General features: G+C 69.4%; 23 protein-coding genes. 11 read left to right on the forward strand and 12 right to left on the reverse strand.

Annotated elements, in window-relative coordinates:
* Positions 1-66: 66 nt before the first annotated feature.
* The 5 genes from DAT35_RS32505 to DAT35_RS32530 form a co-directional block, all read right to left on the reverse strand.
* Positions 67-1,668, reverse strand: coding sequence for a kelch repeat-containing protein (locus tag DAT35_RS32505; protein ID WP_108072368.1), 1,602 nt, complete (start codon positions 1,666-1,668; stop codon positions 67-69).
* Positions 1,669-2,008: 340 nt separating this feature from the next.
* Entirely contained in the window at positions 2,009-3,463 is a 1,455-nt protein-coding gene (locus DAT35_RS32515; protein ID WP_108072370.1) for a S9 family peptidase, read from the reverse strand.
* A 98-nt stretch (positions 3,464-3,561) separates the two neighbouring features.
* Positions 3,562-4,203, reverse strand: coding sequence for a YIP1 family protein (locus tag DAT35_RS32520; RefSeq protein ID WP_108072372.1), 642 nt, complete (start codon positions 4,201-4,203; stop codon positions 3,562-3,564).
* On the reverse strand, positions 4,200-4,565 hold the full coding sequence (locus tag DAT35_RS32525) for a DUF2089 domain-containing protein (protein WP_146209984.1): 366 nt from the start codon (positions 4,563-4,565) through the stop codon (positions 4,200-4,202). Before DAT35_RS32525 ends, DAT35_RS32520 begins: the two co-directional genes overlap by 4 nt.
* Before the next feature lie 119 nt (positions 4,566-4,684).
* Entirely contained in the window at positions 4,685-5,221 is a 537-nt protein-coding gene (locus DAT35_RS32530; protein WP_108072376.1) for a GNAT family N-acetyltransferase, read from the reverse strand.
* 124 nt (positions 5,222-5,345) lie between these two features.
* Here DAT35_RS32530 and DAT35_RS32535 point away from each other — a divergent pair, with 124 nt between their 5' ends.
* The gene (locus DAT35_RS32535) at positions 5,346-5,720 is read left to right on the forward strand and encodes a hypothetical protein (RefSeq protein WP_108072378.1); all 375 of its coding nucleotides are present in this window, start codon (positions 5,346-5,348) and stop codon (positions 5,718-5,720) included.
* A 63-nt stretch (positions 5,721-5,783) separates the two neighbouring features.
* Here the strand turns inward: DAT35_RS32535 and DAT35_RS32540 are convergent, their stop codons facing one another.
* The 3 genes from DAT35_RS32540 to DAT35_RS32550 are packed head-to-tail and all read right to left on the reverse strand — an operon-like array spanning position 5,784 to position 8,552.
* Positions 5,784-6,368, reverse strand: coding sequence for an SRPBCC family protein (locus DAT35_RS32540; protein WP_108072380.1), 585 nt, complete (start codon positions 6,366-6,368; stop codon positions 5,784-5,786).
* Positions 6,369-6,389: 21 nt separating this feature from the next.
* A complete protein-coding gene (locus tag DAT35_RS32545; RefSeq protein ID WP_108072382.1) occupies positions 6,390-7,265 on the reverse strand; it encodes a biotin-dependent carboxyltransferase family protein in 876 nt (291 codons plus the stop codon).
* Positions 7,266-8,552: a LamB/YcsF family protein gene (locus tag DAT35_RS32550; protein WP_108072384.1), complete on the reverse strand. Its 1,287-nt coding sequence runs from the start codon at positions 8,550-8,552 to the stop codon at positions 7,266-7,268.
* Between the two features lie 197 nt (positions 8,553-8,749).
* Here DAT35_RS32550 and DAT35_RS32555 point away from each other — a divergent pair, with 197 nt between their 5' ends.
* Positions 8,750-9,361 (forward strand): hypothetical protein, encoded by a 612-nt coding sequence (locus tag DAT35_RS32555; protein WP_146209985.1) that lies wholly within the window; start codon positions 8,750-8,752, stop codon positions 9,359-9,361.
* A 58-nt stretch (positions 9,362-9,419) separates the two neighbouring features.
* Here DAT35_RS32555 and DAT35_RS32560 read toward each other — a convergent pair whose 3' ends face one another.
* Both DAT35_RS32560 and DAT35_RS32565 read right to left on the reverse strand, forming a co-directional pair.
* Positions 9,420-10,034, reverse strand: coding sequence for a glutathione S-transferase family protein (locus DAT35_RS32560; RefSeq protein ID WP_158501987.1), 615 nt, complete (start codon positions 10,032-10,034; stop codon positions 9,420-9,422).
* A gap of 121 nt (positions 10,035-10,155) precedes the next feature.
* Positions 10,156-11,514 (reverse strand): hypothetical protein, encoded by a 1,359-nt coding sequence (locus DAT35_RS32565; protein WP_146209986.1) that lies wholly within the window; start codon positions 11,512-11,514, stop codon positions 10,156-10,158.
* 31 nt (positions 11,515-11,545) lie between these two features.
* Here DAT35_RS32565 and DAT35_RS32570 point away from each other — a divergent pair, with 31 nt between their 5' ends.
* The 6 genes from DAT35_RS32570 to DAT35_RS32595 all read left to right on the forward strand — a co-directional run bounded on the left by DAT35_RS32570 (position 11,546) and on the right by DAT35_RS32595 (position 17,311).
* A complete protein-coding gene (locus DAT35_RS32570; RefSeq protein ID WP_108072391.1) occupies positions 11,546-12,442 on the forward strand; it encodes a hypothetical protein in 897 nt (298 codons plus the stop codon).
* A gap of 93 nt (positions 12,443-12,535) precedes the next feature.
* Positions 12,536-13,357, forward strand: coding sequence for a type VI immunity family protein (locus DAT35_RS32575; RefSeq protein WP_369946240.1), 822 nt, complete (start codon positions 12,536-12,538; stop codon positions 13,355-13,357).
* Positions 13,358-13,483: 126 nt separating this feature from the next.
* Positions 13,484-14,764 (forward strand): AmpG family muropeptide MFS transporter, encoded by a 1,281-nt coding sequence (locus DAT35_RS32580; RefSeq protein ID WP_108072396.1) that lies wholly within the window; start codon positions 13,484-13,486, stop codon positions 14,762-14,764.
* A 67-nt stretch (positions 14,765-14,831) separates the two neighbouring features.
* Complete coding sequence (locus DAT35_RS32585) at positions 14,832-15,884, forward strand: hypothetical protein (protein ID WP_146209987.1); 1,053 nt, start codon at positions 14,832-14,834, stop codon at positions 15,882-15,884.
* Positions 15,885-15,992: 108 nt separating this feature from the next.
* Complete coding sequence (locus tag DAT35_RS32590) at positions 15,993-16,301, forward strand: hypothetical protein (RefSeq protein ID WP_108072400.1); 309 nt, start codon at positions 15,993-15,995, stop codon at positions 16,299-16,301.
* 98 nt (positions 16,302-16,399) lie between these two features.
* A complete protein-coding gene (locus tag DAT35_RS32595; protein ID WP_108072402.1) occupies positions 16,400-17,311 on the forward strand; it encodes a LysR family transcriptional regulator in 912 nt (303 codons plus the stop codon).
* A 1-nt stretch (position 17,312) separates the two neighbouring features.
* Here the strand turns inward: DAT35_RS32595 and DAT35_RS32600 are convergent, their stop codons facing one another.
* Together DAT35_RS32600 and DAT35_RS32605 are read right to left on the reverse strand one after the other, a co-directional pair.
* The gene (locus DAT35_RS32600; RefSeq protein WP_108072404.1) at positions 17,313-18,545 is read right to left on the reverse strand and encodes a multidrug effflux MFS transporter; all 1,233 of its coding nucleotides are present in this window, start codon (positions 18,543-18,545) and stop codon (positions 17,313-17,315) included.
* Positions 18,546-18,686: 141 nt separating this feature from the next.
* Positions 18,687-19,217 (reverse strand): hypothetical protein, encoded by a 531-nt coding sequence (locus tag DAT35_RS32605; protein ID WP_158501989.1) that lies wholly within the window; start codon positions 19,215-19,217, stop codon positions 18,687-18,689.
* Between the two features lie 52 nt (positions 19,218-19,269).
* On the opposite strand from DAT35_RS32605, the gene DAT35_RS32610 reads away from it, so the two are divergent.
* The 3 genes from DAT35_RS32610 to DAT35_RS32620 all read left to right on the forward strand — a co-directional run bounded on the left by DAT35_RS32610 (position 19,270) and on the right by DAT35_RS32620 (position 22,883).
* A complete protein-coding gene (locus DAT35_RS32610) occupies positions 19,270-20,106 on the forward strand; it encodes an AraC family transcriptional regulator (RefSeq protein WP_158501990.1) in 837 nt (278 codons plus the stop codon).
* A gap of 131 nt (positions 20,107-20,237) precedes the next feature.
* Positions 20,238-21,080: a DUF2381 family protein gene (locus DAT35_RS32615; RefSeq protein ID WP_255415227.1), complete on the forward strand. Its 843-nt coding sequence runs from the start codon at positions 20,238-20,240 to the stop codon at positions 21,078-21,080.
* 12 nt (positions 21,081-21,092) lie between these two features.
* Positions 21,093-22,883, forward strand: a complete 1,791-nt coding sequence (locus DAT35_RS32620) for a serine/threonine-protein kinase (protein WP_108072412.1) — start codon at positions 21,093-21,095, stop codon at positions 22,881-22,883.
* The last annotated feature ends 60 nt before the right edge of the window (positions 22,884-22,943 follow it).

Consider the following 22,943-nt stretch of genomic DNA (forward strand, 5'->3'; position numbering starts at 1 on the left):
GAGCTGAACAAAGACAGGCGGGGCCTGGGAGCGGCTGTGCCGCCTCGGAGCGGAGGCCCGTCTGACTCAGCGCACGTAGCGCTGCGCGATGGAGATGGCGGATCCGTTCGAGGAGCCGCCCGTCACCAGCACGTCGCCCGAGTCCAGCAGCGTCGCGGCATGGGCGCTCAGCCCGGTCGACATCGTCCCCGCGGACTGCCACGTGTTCGTCGACGGGTCATACAGCGCCGCCTGCCCGTTGAAGAGCGTCACCAGCACCTCGCCCGAGTAGAGCAGCGTCGCGCTGACGGCTGAGTAGCCATTGTCGAGCGAGGGGCCCGCGAACCAGCGGTTGTTGTACGGGTCATAGATGTCCACGGAGTCGCGGCCGCCGCCGACCACCATCACGTTGCCCGAGTAGAGCCGGATGGCGAGGTGGCCGGTGCGCGCGCCCGGCATGGCCGGCACCTGCGTCCAGGTGTTCGTGGCCGGGTCATACACCTGCGCGTCCATGAGCTCGCCCACGGAGGAGTACCTGCCGCCCGTCACCAGCACCTTGCCCGAGTAGAGCAGTGTGGCGGCATGGCGGGCGCGAGCCCCCGCGGTGCCCGCGCTGCTCCACGCGTTGGTGGCCGGGTCGTACAGCTCCGCGGTGCCTGTCTCCTTATTGGAGCCCGTCTCGAAATTCGTGGAGTCGCCCCCCACCACCAGCACCTTGCCCGAGTCGAGCAGGGTCGCCGTGTGGTTGCCTCGCGGCGTGGTCATGAAGTCCGTCGCGGTCCACGTGCCCGTGGCCGGGTCGAACACCTCCGCGGAGTGGCGCCAGTAAAGCGGCTCCGTGCCAATCCACCCGCCGGCCACCAGCACCTTGCCCGAGGAAAGCCGGGTCGCGGTGTGCCGGATGCGCGGGTAGATGGGAGCTCCCGTGGCCTGCGACGTTTTGCCGTAGGGGTTGAACACCTCGGCCGTGGAGTCACTCACCACCAGCACCTCGCCCGAGTTGAGCAGGGTCGCGGTGTGGCTGGAGCGCGCCGTGAGCAGGTTGCCATTCGAAACCCAGGTGCCCACCACCTGCGGCGGCGTCGCCGAGGCGGTGATGGTGGGCGCCGTGGTGCTGGTGAAGAAGTTCGAGTAGGTCGCGACGTAGTACTCGCCGCTGCCCGTCTCCCCGGGGAAGTAGCCCTGCTTCCGGCCCTGCACCTTCAAGGGGAGGCCATTGCCCAGCAGAGACACCTCACCGCTGTAGACGTTGCTGGAGGTGTAGCCGTCGTTCGTCGACACGAGCTCCGTGGAGCGCACCACCGCCAGGGTGGCCGGCGCCAGACCGATCAGCGTCACCCGCGTGGTGGACGAGCCGCTGGGCGACCACCTGTTCGTGTAGCCCACGGCGACCCCGAGGTCGTTCGCGGCGAGCGACAGGGTGGGGTTGGCGTACGTCATGGGGAGGTCCACGCTCGCGGCGCCCCACGCGCAGGTGGACGAGGCCTGCCGGGTGACGAAGGGCACGAACCCGTGGGTGGGGGTGAAGACCTCCCGGTACGAGGCGGTGAAGGTGCACCCGCGCGAGACTCCAGACGTCAGCGCGGCGGCGCTCGTGGCGAGCTGGGATGGGACCTCGGCGGTGGGGTTGCCGCAGGCCTGCGTCAACAGGGCGGCGGCGAGGGATGCGGCGAGCTTCACGGTTCGCATGTGTTCTGACTCCGTGTCTGGGGTATGGCAACGATTGCTGCGCAAGGCCCCGCCATATTTCGCGGCTCGGAACGCCTCCGTCTATTCCTATTTGCTCCGGGAGATGTCTCCCTTTTCCCCTCAGCCGCCTCTGAAGTGGCCTGGCGTCATCCTCATAAGGGATACCCCGGATGGAGCGGGTCGCGTATGCGCCGGCCGTTCAATGGCTGCACCGGGTGAAAATTGTGTCCGGGGAAAAGCTTGCGGAACGCATATAGATGGGCAGTCAAAATGGCGAGTGGCTGCTTGAACACGCGCCATTCCACGCCCTCGGTGCATGGGGGCGGACTGACCCGAGGCCTCAGCGCGCCGCGGGGAGCGCGTGCAGCCAGGCGCCGATCCGCCGCGCCACCGCGGGCTCGAGCGTCTTGGGCAGCGTGGCGTACTCGGAGACGGCGCCGGTCTTGGCGGCCTGGAGCACGTGGTTCATCCTGGGAATCTCCTCCACCGCGACGCTGGGGTTCTTCGCCTCGGCGAGCGCGCGCCGGAGCAGCGGGAGGTTGAGGTCGGAGGGCACCTGCGTGTCCAGGTTCCCGCCCAGCGCGAGCACCGGGCAGCGCACCTTGCGCAGCGTGGGCTGCGGGTCGTAGGCGGAGAGGAAGCGGAACCAGGGCGTCTCCATCTGCCAGCGCTCCGACTTCACGAAGGCGGCGGTGGCCTCGCGGGTGGTGCAGCGCTCGCCGCAGAGCGAGCCCAGCGCGCCCTCGAGGGTGGAGAGGTCCTTGCCTTGGCGGAGCAGCGCCAACGCCTGGGAGGTCACCTCCTGCTCGCGGCGGGTCTGCTCGGCGGGGTGGCCCTCGGCGCGGCCGATGCGGTCGATCTGCGAGAGGAGGAGCGCGTCCATCGGCTGCCCCGGCCCGGCGAGGAGGACGATGAAGGCGACGCTCGGATTGCGGACCGCGACCATGGGAGCGATCAGCCCGCCCTCGCTGTGGCCAATCAGCCCGAGCCGCGTGGGGTCGACGTCGGTGCGGGTCTGGAGGAAGCGGATGGCCGCCTCGACGTCGGTGGCGAAGTCGGCGGTGGTGGCGGCGAGGAAGTCGCCGGTGGACTGGCCGACGCCGCGGTCGTCGAAGCGCAAGGTGGCGATGCCGTCGCGGGCCAGCGCCTGGGCGAGCAGCTCGAAGACGCGCAGCCCGAACACCTCCTCGTTGCGGTCCTGCGGCCCGGAGCCGGTGATCAGGATCGCCACCGGCGGGCGCGCGGCGGCGGGCGAGGGAATCGTGAGCGTGCCGGCCAGGTGGATGGCGCCGTTCTCGAAGGAGACCTCGAGGTCCTCGTAGCCGTCGCCGCGGGTCGGGCGCGCCTCGACCACGCGCTCGCCGCGGGCGAGCGAAAAGGGCAGCTTCGCCTGGCCCTGCTGAAAGGTGCCGGTGATGCGGTCGGGGGCCAGCGTGCCCTCGAAGCGGATCGCCTGGCCGGTGGGCAGCGCGGACTGGAGCGTCACGCCCTGCGCGTCGGCGCGAAGCACCTCGAGCGGCAGGCCGCGCAGCCCCTGTTGCCGCACGTCCAGCGCGCCCTGCACCGCGCCGTTCGCCTCGGTGAACACCACGTCGATGAGGAGCTTCTGCTCGCGCACCTCGATCGCGCCGTGCCATGGCCCACGCAGCTCGGAGGCGCGCGAGCCGCTCGCGTTCGCCACGGACGACTCGGGAGTGGACGCCGCGGCGCTCGGGGGCGCGGTGCTCGAGGACGGGGTCGCGCAGGCGACCAGGCACAGCAGGACCAGGGACGACGACCAGATGGGACGGTGCATACACCTCTCCTCTGCGCGGCCCGCGGGAATGCGGGTCGCGTGAAACGTCCGCCTCGAGAGCGGATTCACTCTGCGGATGGCTCCGCGCTGCGGGCGGTTCAGCCCAGCCGGTACAGGACGACCTTCGAGAGCACCTCGGCAACGATCAGCGCCACCAGGAAGCCGCTCACCCAGCGCGCGCCCTTGAGGCCGGTGGCGGTGCGGAAGCCGAGCACCAGCGCCGCGATCGACCAGCCGATCAACGGCAGGCTGAGAATGGCGAGGGCGATCACCTGGGGCGACAGCTCGCGGGGGCTCTCGGCAGGCGCCAGCACCGCCACCACCACGCCGGAGAGCACCAGCGGCACTCGCGCCAGACCCACCGCGCCGAGCACGTCCACCCAGCGCGCGGTCCGGCGCCCGAGCAGGCGCGCCACCGCCCAGAACACCGCCGCGGTCACCGGCCACACCAGCGCCACCTCCGCCAGCGCGACGGGCCATGAGAGCACACCCGCGTTGGCGTGGACGTCGAGCGCGCCGTCGAAGCGCAGCCCCAGCCGCGTCAGTCCCAGCGAGACCGCCGCGAACGCCGCCGACACCGCCAGCGCCATCCGGGTGCGCAGGCAGGAGAGCGGATCGAACATCCACCGCCACACCGACGGACGAGGCTGGCCGATCGACGCGAGGAGTTGATCTCCCTCCGCGGCGGTGAGCTTGCCGCTCGCCACCATCTCCAGGATCTGCTCGCGCGGCGAGCTCATGACCCCAGCTCCTTCAGCTTCTTGCTCGCGTCCTTCACGCTCAGCTCGCCCTTGGAGAGCGCGTCGAGGATCTTCTTCCGCTGCGCGTCCAGCGTGTCGTGATTGGCGGAGAGCCGCTCGATCACCGCGTCCAGCCGCGCGCGCACCGTGGGGTAGCTCTGCCCGCGCAGCTTGCCCACGTCCTTCAGGCTCCCCGAGCAGCGCAGGAAGTCGACGATGAACTCCACGTCGTCGCTCGGCAGGCGGAGCAGGAGCGGCAGCTCGAACCGCCCCTCGAGCTGCATCGCGCAGCCGGGACAGCTCAGCCGGGTGACGTCCAGCGCCTGCGAGCAGGACGGACATTCGGTGGGGAACTTCGACATCTCGACCTCCGTGCGAGTGTTCTGCACGTCCGTCGAAATAAAGTCAATTTCGGACTCAATAAAATTGAATCTCTCCTAAATTTTATTACAGGTGCTCGAGTCGGCCACCGAGGCCCCGGTCACGCGGAGCGCCTCCCTTCCCACTCGGAGCGCAAGAGGCCCCAGACCTGCTGATCCTTGCGCTGGCCCTCGATGAGGTAGTGCTCGCGCATCACGCCTTCCAGCGTGAAGCCGAGCTTCCTCGCGAGCGCCTGTGAAGCGAGGTTGTCCGCCGCCGTGGTGAGCCAGACCCGGTGGAGGAAGGGCCACTGGAAGAGCCGCTCCAGCACCATGGACACCGCGCGCGTGCCGAGACCCCGGCCGTGGTACGCACTGGAGAGCATGTAGCCAATCTCGATCCGCCCCTGGAATCGAGACAGCTCCCGCGCGGCCACCGTGCCGATGATTCGTCCCTCGAGCTCCACCATCCACCGGAAGCTCGTCGCCTTCGGGTCGGACAGGTCGTCGGTGGACTCCTGGAGGCGCTTGAGGAGCGACTCGCGGGTGGCCGGCTCCAGGGGCATCCGCGTGCGGGAGACGGGCTCGTCTCGCATCGCCATCCACACATCCACGTGCTCCGGCAGGGCACGGACCAGTCGGATATCCGATGTCGTCATGGCCCGGCACTGTACTCCACGCCCTCCCGCCCAGCGGGCTGACAGCCGGGCCCCCGCTGCACGTTGGGGAGGCAAGCCTCAGCTTCCCGGCCGCAGCAACACAGTCACAGGGAGGGAGGGCAACGTGACGAAGACGAAGCTTCTGCTGGCGAGCGTCCTCGCTGGGGCGGTGGCATATGGGGCCGCCTGCAAGACGGACAAGACCGCCGCCAATGCCAATATCGAAAAAGCGGAGGAGACGGTCGACACGATTCCGGATGCGGGCGACGGCACCGGTGTCGGCAAGCCTCCGAACAGCGGTGGCTCGGGCTACGACCCGCTGCCCGCGGAGGGCGAGCGCGAGAGTGAGCCCGGCGTGCACCAGAGCGCGCCCCCCGATGAGCCCGGCACGGGCGGCTCGGGCCTGGAGCCGGAGCCCCTCGACAAGAGCGACGATCTCAACGAGCCCATGGACCCGGTCGATCCCAGCGACGAGCCCGCGCCCGAGCCTCAGCACTAGAGCTCATCACCCACGAGGCAGAGAGCGGCCCACGAGCGGGAGGCTCGTGGGCCGGCGCGTCTCTCACGGCGCCGCGGGAGCGGCCTGATGCGCCTGCTCCAGCGCCTGCATCCGGCGCTTCTCCACCTCGGCCTTGAGGTTCGTCAGACCCTGCTGGAAGTTGTCGCCGAGCATGGTGTTGATCATCCCCACGAAGTAGCCGCCCACGACCGGGGGCAGCGTGCCCTCGTCCGACCAGGTCACCTTCGTCCCGCCGCCCTCCTGCGTCCAGGTGAGCGAGCCGTGCGCGTTGACCTCCGAGTCCGTCTCGATCATCTCGTCGATCCACACGCCCGAGTCCGGGTCGCTCCGGGTGATGGTCATCTTCCCGTGCCCCATCTTCGGGCCGTTCCACGACCACCACGCGCCCACGCCGGAGACGGTGGGGCCGTACTCGTGCTTCACCTCGGGGTCCATGGCCTTGGTCCACACGGCCCACGACTGCCAGGCCGGTAGCTCGTTCACGAGCGGGTAGATCTGCTGGGGCGTGGCGTTGATGACCACGGAGCGCTGCACGCGCCACTGCCTCGGCAGGAACAGGCCCACCGCCACCAACACCAACACGAGCGCCACGAGCCCCAGGCCCACGCGCTTCAGGACGCGCTTCATGAGTTCCCCACTGCCACCAGGTTATGGATTTGGCGCGGCACTATAAGCCGAGACATGTTGGCGCCAGAGCTCGCGCGCCTCGTCCACGCTGACCGCACGAAAGCGCACGGTAGCTCCTGGCCGACGAGCGGCCAGACACCCCCAGTCCGCACGGATGACCACCGCGAGGACGGGGTAGCCGCCAAGGGTGGGATGGTCCGGCCCGAGCACGATGGGCTCTCCCGATGAAGGCACCTGCATGGCGCCGCGCACCATGGGACCGGACAGCCCCGAGCCCTCATCGGCTTGCGGCAGGGAAGGCCCTCGCAGCCGCATCCCCACGCGGTCGCTCGTGGGCGACACGGTGAAGGGGCGCTCCAACAACAGCTCCACCGCATCCGCGCCGAAGCGCGCCAGGTCCGGGCCCAGCACCACCCGCACCTCGGCCTCCAGCGACAGCGCCGCGCCCGCCTCCACCCGAGCCCCTCCACCCGCCCCGAGCGGCAGCACATCCCCGCGCCGCAACATCCGGCCCTCGAGCCCTCCGAACCGCGCCACCGGCAGCGTGCCCCGCCCGCCGAGCAGCGCGGGCACCTCGAGCCCACCCTCGACGGCCACGTAGCGCACCACGCCCTCCTCTGGCGCGGGCACGGAGAAGCGCCCGCCGTCCTCCACCCGGAAGGCGCGGCCATCCACGGACACCCACGCGTCGCGCCCGCGCAACCGCAACTCCAAGCGCCCGTAACACTCGAGCGCCGCCGCGCTCCACCCGTTGCCCACGGCGCGGTTGGCCGCGGCCAGCCACTCCGGCACCAGCGCGCCGCCCGGGGGCACACCGTGGTGCATGTGGCCCGAGCGCCCTCCGTCCTGCACCAGCACCGGCCCACCGGCCTCGAGCACCTCCACGGTCGCGTTCATTCAGTCCACCCGCTCGAAGCGCACCCGGTCCCCGAGCTTCAGCACCGCGCCGGAGTCGGGACGGAAGGCGGTGAAGTCCACGGCGGTGGCGATGAGGTTCCACCCGCCCGGCGAGGCGAACGGGTAGATGCCGGTGCGGCGCCCGGCGAGCCCCACCGCGAGTGCGGGCACACGGGGCCTCGGAGTGGACAGCCGGGGCACGGCGATGCGCGCGTCCACCTCGCCGAGGTAGGCGAAGCCGGGGAGGAAGCCCACGGTGCGCACCGTGTACTCGCGCGAGGCGTGCAGCAACGCCACGTCATCCACCGAGAGGCCCACGCGCTCGGCCACGAGCGGCAGGTCCGGTCCGTCGTAGCGCACGTGCACGGTGACGAGCGCCGGCTCCTCGAGCGCTCGCGTGGCCACCGACAACCGGCCCAGCACGCGCCGGGGGTCCTCGGGAGGCGCCGCCGGGTCGAAGTACACGCAGGCGTGCTCCTCGCCCACCACCACGTCCACCACCCCGGGCCAGGCCTTCAGGGACTCCAGCACGCCGCGCCGCTCCAACCGCTCGGGCAGGACGAGCCGCAGCGCGCCTTCACCCAGGGACTCGGTGCGCAGCGACAGCACGTCCAACACGCCGCGCACCTCGCGCGCCATCTCCACCGCTCCCGGTGAATCCCCATGCACGCACAGCGTGTCCACCGTCCCGCCCAGGGCCAGGCGCAGCGCGTTCTCCCGCGCCACCACCGGGTCCGTCAGCACCGCGCCCGGCTGCCCTCGCGGAATGAGCGAGCCATCCGGCCGGGTGCCACGGTCCGCGAAGCCCTCGCACGCATAGTCCAGCCCCGCGGCCCGCGCCGCCTCACGCAGCGCACCCGAGCCCGGACCGATGAACGTGATTCCCGAGCCCAGGGACTCGACGACGCCGTCCAGCACCGCCCGTGCGAGCGCGGGCTCACGGTTGGCCGCGTGGTACAGCGCGCCGTGCGGCTTGGCGTAGCGCACGGGCACGCCCACGTCGGTGGAGAGCGCCATCAACCGCGCACACTGGGCGGCCACCTGGGCACGAAGCACCTCCGGGGCCACCTGCAGCTCCTGACGCCCGAAGTGCGCGCGGTCCTCATACGAGGGGTGTGCCCCGGCCCGCGTCCCATGGCGCGCGCACGCCTCGAGCGCCCGGCGCATGGAGTGCTCGTCACCCGCGTGCCCGCCACAGGCGATGTTCGCCACCTGCGCGTAGGTGTAGAGCCGCTCGTCCTCGTCTGGCAGCTCGCCCAGGTCGATGTTGAGGAGACACTCCGCCATGGCGTGCCCACCCTAGTCGACCCTCGCGCCCATGCGCAGCCCGAAGGCGCCGAAGCACCCACTGACGAACACCGGGGCCCGTCTGCACGGCAGCCCCCCGGCCTTCGGAGCCCGTGGGAGCCGCGAATAAATCCCGCGAGCCCCCGTCATGAGCGGCACCAGTCAGAACCCAACCTGAACCACCGAGGATGAACACCATGAGCCGCATCTCTTCCGCCTTCATCGCCACCGTCCTTCTCTCCGCGGGAGTTGCCAACGCCCAGTGGGGTAACGGGGGCGAGCGCGCACAGGATCGCCGGGAGATCCGCCAGGACAAGCGCGAGCTCCGCGACGACAAGCGCGACGTGGCCGACCTGGAGGACGTGCTGGCGCGCTTTGACCGGGCGTGGACGCGGCAGAACGAGCGCGAGATGACCTCGGTGGAGAACCGGCTGCGCGAGTTGATGCAGCGGGAGTTCGCCGAGAGCCGTTCCGAGCTGCAGAGGGACCGGGCCGAGGTGCGGCGCAGTGACCGGGAGGTGCGCCGGGATGGCTGGGGCCGGCCGGGGATGGACGACCGCCGCGACCGGCGGGACGACCAGCGGGATGTGCGCGTCGAGGTGGCCACGCTCCAGACGCGGATGGCCATCACGCGGGAGCTGAACATGGTGATGGGCAGCCGGAACCAGTGGGACCTGCAGCGCCAGCGCAACCTCATCACGCAGCTCATCCAGGTCGCCCGGCAGGAGGTGCACCAGACGAAGCAGGAGATGCGCGAGGACCGGCGCGAGATGCGCGAGGATCGGCGCGACGATCGGCGCCGCTACTAGGTGAAGCGGTGAAACACCGGGGTGGGGCACTGTGCTCCCACCCCGGAGCCCCGGGTGACTACATCGGGGGCAGGGACTTGCGGACGCTCTCGCGAGCCTCCATGCGAGCGACCCAGGCCTTCACGTGGGGGAAGGCCTCGAGGTCCACGCCCATGAGGGCGCGCAGCTGCAGGCAGGAGACGAGCGAGAAGTCGGCGAGGGAGAGCTTGCCGCAGAGGAACTCCTTGCCGGCGAGCGACTTCTCCAGGACGGCGAGGTCGCGGCGGACCTTCTCCATGCCGGCGGCGTACTTCGCCTCATCCTTCGTGCGGCCCATCATCTTGGCGTAGACGGTCTCCATCATCACCTCGGTGGTGGAGGGGCCGAAGGTGGTGGCCTGCCACTGGAGCCACTGCTGCACCAGGGCCATGCCCTTGGGGTCGGCGGGCATCAGCCCGCTCTCGGGCTTGTGGGCGGCCAGGTAACAGAGGATGGCGTTGGACTCGTAGAGACAGAAGCCGTTGTCCTCGAGGGTGGGGACCTTGCCGTTGGGGTTCTTGGCGAGGAACTCGGGGGACTTGTGCTCGCCCTTCGGCATGTCGACGGTGACGGAGGTGACGGGCAGACCGAGCTCGTGGATGACGGCACGGACCTTCATTGCGGCGCTGGAGAACGGGTTCTCGTAGAGCTTCATGGTGCTCCTCAGTGGGGTAGGGGCCCGAAAGGGCGGCGCACCATACGCCGAGCCCGGGGACGACCCCAGCGGGATGCCACGAGCCCTCCGCCCGGATTGAGGGGTGGGCAGATGACAGACTTCAGGGCAACTCATTCTTGCCCGCGAAGGCTTGCATCCAAACGAGCTCGTTCCGGGCCCGGGGCTCGCAAGACTCCTCCTGCAGTGAGGCCAAGGGCCACCGTTTGAAGGCCGCCATCTTCACCGCATCCTCCCACCGGCCCAGCTCCATCCAGGCGGCGATGCTCGTCTCCTTGGAGGGGACGTGCTCCGTCAGCTCCGAACCGCGCATCTGGAGCCGCAGCCCCATGTCCAGCTCGAGGTCCGAGGGCTGTTGGCGCAGCCGCGTCCCCATGTCCCACAACAGCCGGCCCATCCACCGCCGCTCGTCCTCGGAGAGAAGCTCCTGGCTGGCCTTGGCGCGCTGCATGAGCCACATGCCGAGAAACACCCCCTGCGCCTTCGAGACCACCGACCAGGCATGATGGCCAGGAGCGGCCAGCAACCCCTCGAAGAGCGCGCGCATCTCCAGGAAGAACTGCTCGCTCGAGGGCTGCTTCCACTCGGGCAGCGCGCTGAGTTTGTCGAGCGCCTCCAGGTCATGACGGGTGAGGGGAGCCTTGAGTGCGCTGCCGGCCAGGAAGGAGATGAGTGCGAGCTGGAGGGTTCGAGGAGAAGGCCCGGCGAGCTGCCCGAGCCGATCCACCACAGCGGGCAGCAGGCGCTGGCGCAACGGCACCTGGGCCCCGAAGCTGAGGAGCGCCTCGTGCAGCGCCAGGAGAAGAGGGAGGGAGGAGCTGGCGCGCACCTGCTCGAGCACCCACTCCTGACGCGACTCCGCCATGCGGGGATACAGCACCACGAGCGCAAAGCGCTGGGCCTCGTTGGCGTCCTTCCACGCGGCCTCGGTGTCCGCGAGCACGATGTTCCACTCCAGGGGCGGAGGCAGCAGGGTGCTCTTACGGAAGTCTGGCTTTCCGAGCTCCCGCCAGACAGCGAAGAAGGCGTGGCGCCAATTGCTGGCACGAGGCTGGCGCTCGGCGAGCGCCAGCAACAAGCGCGCCTCCGGAGTGCCTGCCACGCCAGGGAACGCGAGGTGCCACTGCACCTCTTTCCACGAGCCGGTCTCCATGGACAGACACGCGCGCAGCAATCGTGCGGGACCGTTGGGAGTGGGCGAGTCGAGCAGCCGGTCCAGCGCAAAGGCCGCGCGCTGCTCGCCCGCGAAACAGAGCCAGGCGATCACCTCGAGTTGCGGATCGGCCCAGGGGTCACCCTCGGATCGCCCCTTCGCACTCCGTCGGCCGAGCCACTCGAAGGCGGCCCACCCTCCGCCCGCCGCAGCGGGAACCAGACCCAGGGCCCACCCCAATAGGCGTCGGCGCGGCCACCGTCGCGACGCTCCGCCGCCCTCCACTCCATCCCCGCTCGATGTGCTCATATGACTCAATAACCTACGCAAGGGTGACTTCATGAGTCATATCGCGAAACCCGCGCCCACGGGGCTGCTGATTCTCCTGGCCGTACTCCAGGCAGGCTGCCTGTTGGAGTCCGACTCCATCAAGGTGGTGGGGGAGTGTGGTCCACGAGACCTGACCCCCGAGTGCTGCCTCAAGGAGAACCCCGACCAGTGGGAGCGCTGCACCGGCTCGACCGAGATGGCGGAGGCCGTGAAGGAGGCGGAGGCTGCAGGGCGGACCCCCTCTCTGACGACGAAGCTGATCGCCGCCGGTGTGGCCGTGGCCGTGGCGTTGCAGCCCCAGATCAACTCCGCCGAGAGCCGGGGCACGGAACTGGCCGCGGACCTCCTCGCGAAGGTCGAGAAGGCCATCGTGCAGTGTGTACGCAAGGCGGATCGCGAGGTGAACGACTACCACTTCAAGGGCAAGAGCCCGACCTGGGAGATCTGCCAGGAGGTCAAGGTCGGCGAACAGACGACGTGGGCCGCGTACCTGGGGCTCTTCAAGCACGAGCAATCCTGGCCGTGCCTGCAGAAGGCCCTGGACAAACTGCTACCGAAGGATCGCTACCTGCTCCGCCCCCGCTTCCGGCTCAACGAACAGACCGGCAAGTGGGAGTACCTGAATGAGAACGAGGTGCGCCAGATCGTAACGGAGCAGGGCTGGAAGGGCCTGAAGGGCACCATCGAGCCGGACATCATCCTCATGGACGAGAAGGGCTTCATCGTCCACTTGTACGATCTCAAGTTCCCATGCCCGGAGACCAACCCCGCTGTCTGGCGCTGGTACAAAAACGAGCCCTGGGAGGGACGCAACCAAGGTGCCCTCTATAAAGAAGCCCTCCAACTCCGGGTAACACCCAAGCTCGTTTCCCCACGGCTGGGAGTGGAACCGAAGAACATGAAATAGAACGAGGGGTCCACCATGCGCTACCCGCAGTTACGACACCACGACCAAGACGGCTGGCTGGGCGCAAGCGATGCCCTGCTCATGAGCTTCTACATGCAGCATTCCAATGAGCGGATCGCACCTGCCGTCATTCGAGCCCTGGAACTCTTCCGGGAACGGATACGACCCTACCAGCTCGCCTGGAACGACACGGGTGAGGGGCAAGCCGAGCCGCTCGATGACGCTTCCTGGGAGAGAACCCGCCGGAGAACGCTAGAGCCCGGGCCCAACACGGGCGCAATTATTCAAATGTGGGATGACCCCAGCGGGGTCGGTGAGCTCCACGTGGACTACCGGGGGTTGTCCGTCGTCCCCCTCCCGTATCCCTTCCGGAAGGACGACGTGAGCGTCTTGTACCTGCGCCTGCCCACCAAGTACCTGGAAGAGCGCGGCCCGAACCAGGTCCGAGCGCTCGCCCTGGAGGTGGCGGCAGAGCTCCCCTTCAACTCAGGCTATGTGGACTTCGTCCTCTCATGCGGTGGAGATGTTGACGAGGCCCTCAAGCTCATCCAGCCGCGCTACCCAGGGGTGCACTTCTCATGGAGCGCGGCGAACCTCTCCATGAACACCTGGGTGGATGGGGTGCACTGGATGAACTTCCTCGGGCAGCCGGTGCTCGGCAAGCTCGGCGGGATGGCCGGTCTGCGCGAGCACTTGTCTCTACCGGGCATCTCCCTCCAGGAGATGAGCGGCGACCGGGTCCTCATCACCCTCGGAGACCGGCCGGAGGTCGGAGACGTCGAGGCGGGCCAGACGCTCCCCCTGCACCGCACGCTCGCCCGGCTCCTCGAGCCCCACCTCTATCACTGGAAACCCCCATTCGGCGGCCCGCCCTCCGAGGCACTCGCCCTCTGGGAGCGCCGCTTCCTGGACTGACGGGCCCGAGCGCCCGGCAGAGGACACCCGCGGGCTCGCACAGCAGCCGGGCGGACATTGTGCCGCTCGCGCCCTCGATGTACTGGATGGATTCCCCTGGCGGACCTGTATTCTGTGCCCCTCCCTATGTCCGCCAAGCCCACCCTCCGCCAGGTCCTCTCCAATCCGAAAACGTGGCCGTTGCTCGCGCTCGGCTTCTCCTCGGGTCTCCCCCTGCTGCTGGTGGGCGGCACCCTCAGCATCTGGATGAAGAACCAGGGGCTCAACATCAAGACCATCACCGCCTTCGGTCTGGTCTCCGCCCCCTACTCCTTCAAGTTCGTCTGGGCGCCCCTGCTCGACCGCTACGCCCTGCCCTTCCTCGGCCGGCGCCGCGGCTGGATGCTCTTCTCCCAGGTGCTCCTGCTCGGCGCCATCGCCGCCCTGAGCTTCATCGACCCCAAGGAATCCACGCTCCTCATGGCGGGCGTCGCCACGCTCGTGGCCTTCCTCTCCGCCAGCCAGGATGTCGTCGCCGACGCCCTGCGCACCGACCTCTACACCGAGGAGACCGAGCGCGGCCTGGCCTACGCCGTCTTCGTCACCGGCTACCGGCTCGGCATCCTCGCGGCCAGCCCCGTTGCCCTCACCCTGTCGGACACCATCGGCTGGCAGCGCACCTACTGGGTCATGGCCTCGCTCATGGTCGTGGGCATGGGCGCCACCTTCTTCCTCCCCGAGCCCCACGGCCGCCCCCCGCGCAACCTCGTCGACGCCGTCGTCAACCCCTTCGTCGACTACTTCCGCCGCAACGGCGCCGTCGCCGTCCTCGTCTTCCTCTTCCTCTACAAGCTGGGCGAGGCCTTCGTCGGCCCGGGCATCGTCGGGCCCTTCTTCGTCGAACTGGGCTTCACCAACACCGAGATTGGGTGGATCAGCAAGGTCCCCAACCTCATCGCCTCCATCGTCGGAGGACTGCTCGGGGGCGTGCTGATGATCCGCATGGGCATGCGCCGCAGCCTCTACGTCTTCGGCGTGCTCCAGGCCATCACCAACCTGCTCTACCTGGGGCTCGCGGTGATCGGAAAGAGCTACTGGGCGCTCGCCTCCGCCATCATCGTGGACAACCTGTGTGGCGGCATGGCCACCACCGCGTCCGGGGCCTTCATGATGGCCCTGTGCAACAAGCGCTTCAGCGCCACCCAGTTCGCGCTGCTCTCGTCCCTGGCGAACCTCGGCGGACGGCTCCTGGCGCCCTTCGCGGGCATCTGCATCGAGCGCATGGGCTGGCCCATGTACTTCTGCTTCACCGTGGCCATCTCCTTCCCCTCGCTCGCGCTGCTCGCCTTCCTGCGGCCCAATGCCGGCGTCGTGCCTCCGGAGGAGCCCGCGTCAGAGCCAGCACCCACCCCCGCCGTCGCGCGCTGAACGTCAAGGGGTTCCCCACGCGGCTCCGGTCTGCCAAGGTTCCGGGTTCCCACCACCCGGAGCACCCATGCGCCGACCTGGTACGCCAAGCCTCCTGTGCGCCGCGCTCCTCGTGAGCGCGTGCAGGTCGTCGAAGCCCCCCGAGTCCCCACCCCCTCCCGCCGCCGCCCCCACGGTGGCGACCGACTCCGCGGCGGCGCCCGCTCCGGCCCCGGCCCACTTCACCGGGCCGAGCCTCTCCATCCTCGAGCCCGTGCCGCCCGAGCGCTGCCGCTGGGTGCGTCTGGGCTTCGAAGGAGCCCGCGCGGAGCTCTTCACCTTCGATGGCGCGTGCGCGCAGGCGGAGCTCTCGTGGAGCCATGACGGGGGCAAGGGCGCCGTGCTGCTCGCGCCCCACGCCGAGGCCACCGAGCGAGCCTGGGTGGTGGACTTCGCCTCGGGCCAGGGCATCGAGCTCGCACTGCCCCGGCCCGGGTACACCACGGACCTGGGCTTCGACCCCGAGGGCCACCCCGTGGCGCTCGTGTCCCCCGAGGGCATGCCCACCGACGACCCCTCGCAGCCGGCCGTGGCCCGCGCCTTCCTTCACGATGGAGAGGGCTGGCGGCTGCTCGAGTCCAAGGAGACGGCCTACGCGGGCGAGGGCGCCGGCAACCATGCGCTCGACGCCACGCGATCGCTCGGCCCCACCACCACGCTCAACGGCCCCGAGGCCCTCCCCGTGACGCGCCAGGTCGAGGGTGGCAGCGCGGACCTCGCCGCGCTCGGCAACGCCCTTCCTCACAAGCGCTCTGGAGATGGCGGCCAGTGGGTCTTCGCCCCCACGGCGAGCGGCCCGCTCTTCTCCTGGAAGACGGACGCCGCGGCCCCCGCCTCCTGCATGCCCCTGCGCTGGTACGAGGGCCCGAAGCTCGCCGAGCCCGAGCGCCTCGCGCTGCCCGCCGAGGCCTGCTTCCAGCTCTTCCTGCGCGACGACGTGCTGCTCATCGCCAGCGAGCAGGCGGCCCGCGTCTACGACCTGAAGCAACACAAGCGCCTGGGCTCGGCGGACAAGGCCCTCAAGGCGCGCTTCTGGCCCAGGCCGCTGGCCACCGCCGCCGCCGCCACGCCCACGCCCTGAGGCCTGGAGCCACCGCTCCGTTGCCCGTCTGCCCTCCTGCCTGACTCCGGGACCACGTTGCCGCCAGGCGGGCACGCCATGACCGTTGTTACTCGGAGGTATTCCATCATGGCGAACCAGGACCGACGTCCCCCCCCCCAGTCCGCCGAGGACATGTTCGGACGCCCCACGGACGTGCGTCACGACGAGGACGAGAGCCAGCCCACGCGTGAGCAGCAGACCGCCCACCGGATTCCCAGGCACGAACCCGAGGACGCCTTCCACAAGCGATGCGAGGACGAGGCCGAGGAAGAGGCCGCCTACGGCGGAGTCGGGGAGATCTCCGACGGCGACGGCGTGCGCAGCGACCGCGGCACCAATCCCCTTCCCGGCTTCTACTGGGAGGCGTACCCCGACAAGAAGCCGGACCAGGACTGAGCACCAGGGCCACGAGCCCCTTCCTGGGCGGAGGGTGTCATTCCTAGGCTGGCCCACCGGGCGCCAGCCGCGGACACCGTTCCGCCAGGAGAACAATCGTGGCCGCATCCCTCGATGACCTCACCGCCATGACCGTGTTCGCACGCGTCGTGGAGGCCAACTCGTTCTCGGGCGCGGCGGCCCGGCTCGGCATCTCCAAGTCCGCGGTGAGCACCCGCATCACCGCGCTCGAGCGCCGGCTCGGAGTCCGGCTCCTGCAGCGCACCACGCGCCGCCTCTCGGTGACGCATGAGGGAGCCCGGCTCTACGAGCGCTGCGCGCACCTGCTCTCGGTGGCGGACGAGGCCGCCGACCTGCTGGGCAACGTGGGCTCCATCCCCGAGGGCACCGTGCGCGTCAGCGCCCCGGTGGGCCTCGCCCTGCACCCACTCGCCTCGCTGCTCGAGAAGTTCTCCGAGCGCTACCCCCGGGTGCAGGTGGAGCTGTCGGTGTCGGATCGCCAGGTGGACATGCTCGCGGAGGGCTTCGACGTGGCGCTGCGGCTGCACCCGCGGCCCGCCGAGCGCTCCCTCTCTCTCATCGAGCGCCGGCTCGGAACCGAGAAACCACTCATCTGCGGAGCGCCCGCGTACTTCGCCCGGCATCCGCCGCCACAGTCTCCCCATGACCTGGCCCACCACAACTGCCTGCGCATGATGCGCAGCAGGGATTGGCACTTCCGGACGGAAGAGGGCCCGGTCATCGTCCCGGTCTCGGGCACGCTCCTGGTGGACAACATCGCCGTGCTGCGCGAGGCGACGCTCGAGGGCCTGGGACTGGCGCGGCTGCCCCGCTCGCTCCTCGAGGAGGACCTGCGCGAGGGACGGCTCCTCACCGTGCTCGACGCGTACGCGGCCGACACGCTCGTCATCACCCTCGCCTACCGCCAGCGCAAGCACCTGCCGCGCCGGGTGCACGTCTTCATCGACTTCATGACCGAGCACTTCCGCAAGCTGTTCCGCGGAGGATGACTCAGGCTGGGGACACGGCCGGGGAGGAAGCCCGGGCCTCCTCCAGCTTCCGCGCGGGCATGAGCCACAGCGTCCCCCAGGCCGCCACGGCGCACGTCCCCATCACGGCCGCCATGGGGAGCATGCTGCCGTCGTTGAAGAACCCGACACACGCCGAGGCCCCAGCCGAGATGGCGAACTGGAGGGAGCCGAGCACCGCGGACGCCACCCCCGCCCGGTCACCATGGTCCTCGAGGGCCAGGGCGGCCGCGTTCGGCGTCACGAAACCGATGCTGCCGATGAACAGGAACAGGGAGGGCGCCAGGGTGATGACGGCGCCGAGCCCACTGAGCGCCAGCCCCACGAGCACGGCCCCCATGAGGACCATGACGGACAGCGCCGAGAGGGCGATGCGCTCGGGGGTACGGCGGACGAGGAGCCGCCGGTTGACCTGGCCCGCGCCAATGAGCCCGAAAGCATTCGTCCCGAAGAACCAGGCGAAGTGCTCCGGCGAGACGTGATGGAGCTCCATGAACACGAAGGGCGAACCGGAGATGTAGGCGAACATGGCGGACTGCGCGAAGCCACCGGCGAGGGTGGCGGCGAGGAACCGCCGGTCACTGAACAGGGCGCGGAGGTTCATCCCGAGCGTGACGGGGTTGCCCGAGGGGTCGGAGCGGGGCACCTGCCGGGGAATCGCGACCAGCGAGAGCACCAGGGCGATGGAGCCGAGGGCGGTGAGCACGCCGAAGATGGCGCGCCACCCGGAGAGGGAGAGGACCCATTGACCCAGCGTGGGCGCGAGAATGGGGGCAGCGCCCATGATGAGCATGAGCAGGGAGAGCACGCGGGCGATCTCCCGGCCACTGTAGAGGTCGCGGACGATGGCCCGGGCGATGACCGCTCCGGAGGCGCCGCCGAGCGCCTGGAGGAAGCGGAGCGCGATGAGCCAGTGGATGCTCGGAGCGAACGCACAGGCAGCGGACGCGAGCACATAGAGCACGATGCCCGCGAGGAGCGGGCGCCGGCGTCCGAACCGGTCCGACAGCGGCCCATAGACGAACTGACCGAGGCCCAAGCCCGCCATGAAGGCGGCCAGGGTGAGCTGGACCCTGGAGGCGGACGTCCCGAGGTCTGCCTGGATGGTGGGCAGACTGGGGAGGTACATGTCGATCGACAGCGCACCGAACGCCGTCAGCGTGCCCAGCACGAACAGCAACAGGGCACGGCGAGGAGGCGCGGAAGGGGTACTCATGGGTGCCTCTTTAACGGCCGGCACCCGGATGACCAAGGCTTCGCGCGCGGAAACAGTGTTCCGCCAGGAGAACAATGGGCCTCACGGGAAGTCCCCCTCGTCGCACATCGTCCGCTCCAGGAGATGAAGCGACCCTCGGGCTTACGGCGAGGGTGGCAGGAGCTCCGGTGGGATGGGGTGCTCCGCGTCCTCGTCCTGCCAGACCACGCTTGCGATCCACCAGCGCTGACCGTCGAAATAGAGCTGGATGTAATTGACGCCTCGAGCGTACCGGCTGCCATCCGAGCGCCTGAGCAGCTCATAGCTGGAAGCCACATGGGCAATGTTGCCATAGCGGTGCACGATGCGGCGGAGCTCCGGCTCACGGAAACCCTCGCGCATCAGCGGCTCCGCTTGTGCCACGAAGGACGGATGATCGAACACCGTCAGCTTGCTCCCAATGGCGACGAAGTGGATCCACGGAGCGTAGAGCGTCCTGTCCCTGGCCCACTGCCGCGGTGCGTCCGGGGCCACATTCACGACCTCATAGAAGGCGCGCATCACCCCCTCGATGGTGCTGACGTCTTCCGGATGGGCGGGCACCGTCTCGACATGGACGGAAGGAGGGGTTGTCTCTGGGGCATGGGCGCATGCGGCCACGAGCAGAAGTGCGTTGACAAGAACGGTTCGCATGGCCGCCAATATGGAACCTGGCCGGAACGGCCGCTGTCAGAATCTTGCTCGAATGAACTGGGAACTCGCCTTTCCAATGCGCACGCTGCTCCATGGGCGTGAGCTCTTCGTGGGTGAATGGCATTGCGCCGGCGGCTCGCCGCGTCCTCCCTGCTGGCGGGAGCGAGCCCTCTATTACGAGGTGGATCTCCTCCAGACGGGAACGCACGTGCGTGACCTGGGGCATCAACGCAACGTGGTGGATCCGACGACGGCCGCGCTCCATGCGCCATCGGATGAGTATTGGATGGCCGCGCCCACGGAACGCCCTCAGCGGGGCACGCTGCTCCTGCTCCGGGGCGCACTGGCCGAGGAGCTGATTCCTCGTCTGCCCACCCGAAGTTGTTCCATTTCTCCGCAAGCCGCGCGCTTTCATGTCCAGCTCCTGCACTCCGTGGATCCCCTGGCCCGGGAAGAGACCGCGTTGTCGCTGGTACATTGTGTGTTGTCGGATGCGCGGGCCCAGCCGGAACGGGCTCGGAACGTTTCCCGCGCGTGGCGCCGCTTGAGCGAGGAACTGCAACACGTGGTGGCCACTCGCTACAAGGAACGCCTGTCTTTGGAGGACATGGCCTCCGCGTGCCGCACGTCTCCCTTTCACGCGAGCCGTGTCTTCCGGGCCGTGACGGGTGAGACCCTGCACCGGCACCTCACCCGAGTGAGGCTTCGCGCGGCTCTCCTCGAGCTCCAGGGCGCTGCCGGACGCTTGACCGAGCTTGCCCTTGCCATGGGATTTTCCTCCCATAGTCATTTCACGCAGGCCTTCCAGGAAGAGTTCTGCTGTGCGCCTTCCTCTCTGGTGGGCGGACCTGCTCTTGGACGGAAAACCCCTTCACGGAAGAAGGATTGAGGCACGGCAGGCCACAGCAGGTGTCAAAGGAGTTGTTCCGCACCTCGTGGGTGCGGCATCTGCTAGGGTGACCGGAGAGGTCTACCCCCCTGACACTACCACCATCCCTTCCGCTCCTGATTCTCCTCGCCCTGCCCCTCGGCATGCCCGCGACAGCCCAGGCCCAACCCCCGGCCCGCGAGCAGCAGCAACGGCAAGTCGTCGTCCCCAACAACCCGGACGAGCCGATACCGGAGGTGCGGGTGGCGGCCAACACCCTCACCCTCTTCCGCTTCGGCTCGGCTCTCGATAGGGCCTCGGTGGAAATAGAGGGACGGGCGACGCGCTTCCGGTTCGTGGATGTGGGTGAGCGCACCATCGTTCTCGAGCTGGCCGTGGAGCCAGACCCCGAGGAGCGGCTCATCGTGCGAGTGCGCTACAAGGACGGAGCCTCGCCGGCGTACGCCACCTTCGCGCTCGTCTCCCACCCCACGCTGGTGGACAAGGAGGTGGAGGTGATGCGTCGCCCGCGCACCCTCGATGCGTTGGAGGCGGCACTGGCGGAGAAGGACGCGCAGCTCGCGGCGCTCCGGGCCGTGAGTGGGCCCGCCGGGCTCGTCTTTTCCGGGCGGCTCAACCTGGACGGAGTGCAGGCCCGGCGCCTCATGGTGCCCGCGAGCCCTCGAGATGGGCTGAAGGTGACGAGCGGAGAAGGGTACCGCGCTGGCCCCTGGGCGCTCGCCGTCTTCCGCGTGCGCAACCTTCCAGGACAGAAGCCCTGGGAGCCAGGAGAGGCGCGACTCACCCGGGCGGACGGCCTCCCCGTGAAGGTGCGCTCCGTGGACATGAACAGGGCGCAGCTTGGGCCCGGTGAGGAGGGCCTCGTGGCGGTGGAGACGGAGACTCCCTTCTGGAAGGCGGACGAAACCCTCCGCCTGGAACTGCTGGACAAGAGCGGCAGCCGGCACCTCCCCATCCTCGAAGTGAAGCTATAGGAGCACTGGCCCATGAAGACGGAAGTCCTGCACCCGGACCACCTCCAACCAGGCCACAGGGTGGGGCCCTGGCACATCGTCCAGGTGCTGGGCCGTGGAGGCTCCTCCCTCGTCTTCAAGGTAGAGCGGGACGGCCGCCTCTACTCCCTGAAGATGGCGCTGCGCCCCCTCTCCAACTCCCGGGAAGAACTCCCAGAGGAGGAGTACGTGGAGGAGAAGAGCGTCTACCGGCAACTGGCGCGCGAGGCAGCGGCCCTCTTCACCTACTCCTCCCACCCCAACCTGCTGCGCGTGTACGCGGTGGACTTCTGGCCCAACCCCACCAAGGGCTACCCCTTCCTCGTCACCGACTTCATCGACGGGGACAACTGGCACCAGTGGCGCTGGCGCAAGCCCCCTGACGCCGCCGGGCTGGTGGACACCTTCAGCGACGTGGTGCGCACCGTGGGCGTGTTGCACCAGCGCGGCGTGTACCACCGGGACTTGAAGGCGGACAACCTCCTCATCCGCCGCGAGGATGGCCGGCCCTTCCTCATCGACTTCGGCACCGTGCGCCTGCCCGGGGCCCTCACGAAGACGCTGGGCCTGCCCGAGGGCGTCCTGCACCTGTTGCCGCCCGAGCTCCTGGCCTACACGCGCACCGAGGCGTGGAAGCGGGGCGAGCCCTTCCAGGGGGGTGTGGCCGCGGACCTGTACGCCCTGGGGGTGCTGCTCTACCAGGCCCTCACGGACCTGCACCCCTTCAACCCCGAGCTTCCGGACAAGGAGCTGCTGGCCGCTATCGCCACCGTGCCCCCAACAGCACCCCACCTCCTCAACCTCCTGGCGCCGCGCTCCCTCAGCGACATCGCCATGAAGCTGCTGGAGAAGCAGCCCGAAGGGCGTTACCCCAGCACCGAGGCGCTGCTGCAGGCGTTGGGGACGGCCGCCGAGAGGGAGAGACAGTCCCCCTCCTGGAAGGTGCCGCTCTTCCCCGCTGGGGGCAGCCCGGCGGTGGAGTCATCACCCCAGGAGATGGTGGCTCCGCCAGCCCAGTCGCCGGAAACGGCGCGTGAGGCCCCGGAGGAGGCTCAGCCATCCAAGGAAGAAGCGCACCAGGCAGAGGCGCAGCAGTCGCCCCCCGCCGCCCCTGGGCGCTCGCGCCGCGCGAGGTGGCCCTTGGTCCTGCTCGCGAGTCTGGCCGTGCTCGGCCTTGCCTTGTGGCTGACGCGCTCCACACTCCTGCCCCCACCCGAGGCGCAACTGCCTGGGTCTGGCCGTTTCGAGAAAGGAAGCCCGCCCGTGTCCACCCCTCCCCGCTCCACCCCCTCGAGTGTCCTCGCCGTCTGGCTGTGCGCCGTCGCCGGCATCGGCTGCCCCGCCGCCCAGGTGAAGCCCCCGGAGCCCGAGGACTGTCCCAAGGAGGCGACCGAGGCCATGTTCCAGGAGTTGAAGGTTAGGACGGCCAGCCCTCTTCGGGCCATCGTGGACATCAACCAGCCCGGCGACTTTAGCGAGACGGGCGTCTACCAGGATGGCCCCATCATCGGACGCATCACGGAGGGAGATGGCAACCTGCCCGAGGGGACGCTGCTCCACGGCCGACTCTGGACGGGCCCCGGCCTCTACTGGTCGGCGGATAAGCGCCCGGCCGTCATGGCCCGCTACACCCTGGCCGTGCTGCCCGATGGGCGGAAGTACCCCGTGTGCATCGTGCTGGGCGACCCGGATGATGGCCGTGCGCCCAAGGTGAAAGGCTCCAAGCCCGGAGCCTCCGTGCTGGCGCGCGAACTGCCGGTGAGTCCCGTCTGGCGCTGGCCCTGAGCCCCCTGGCCCCACGCGCACGACAGGTGTCAAAGGGTTTGCTCCCGACACCTCGCCCCC

It is taken from the genome of Vitiosangium sp. GDMCC 1.1324 (assembly GCF_003044305.1).
In the GTDB taxonomy this organism is placed as follows: Bacteria; Myxococcota; Myxococcia; order Myxococcales; family Myxococcaceae; genus Archangium.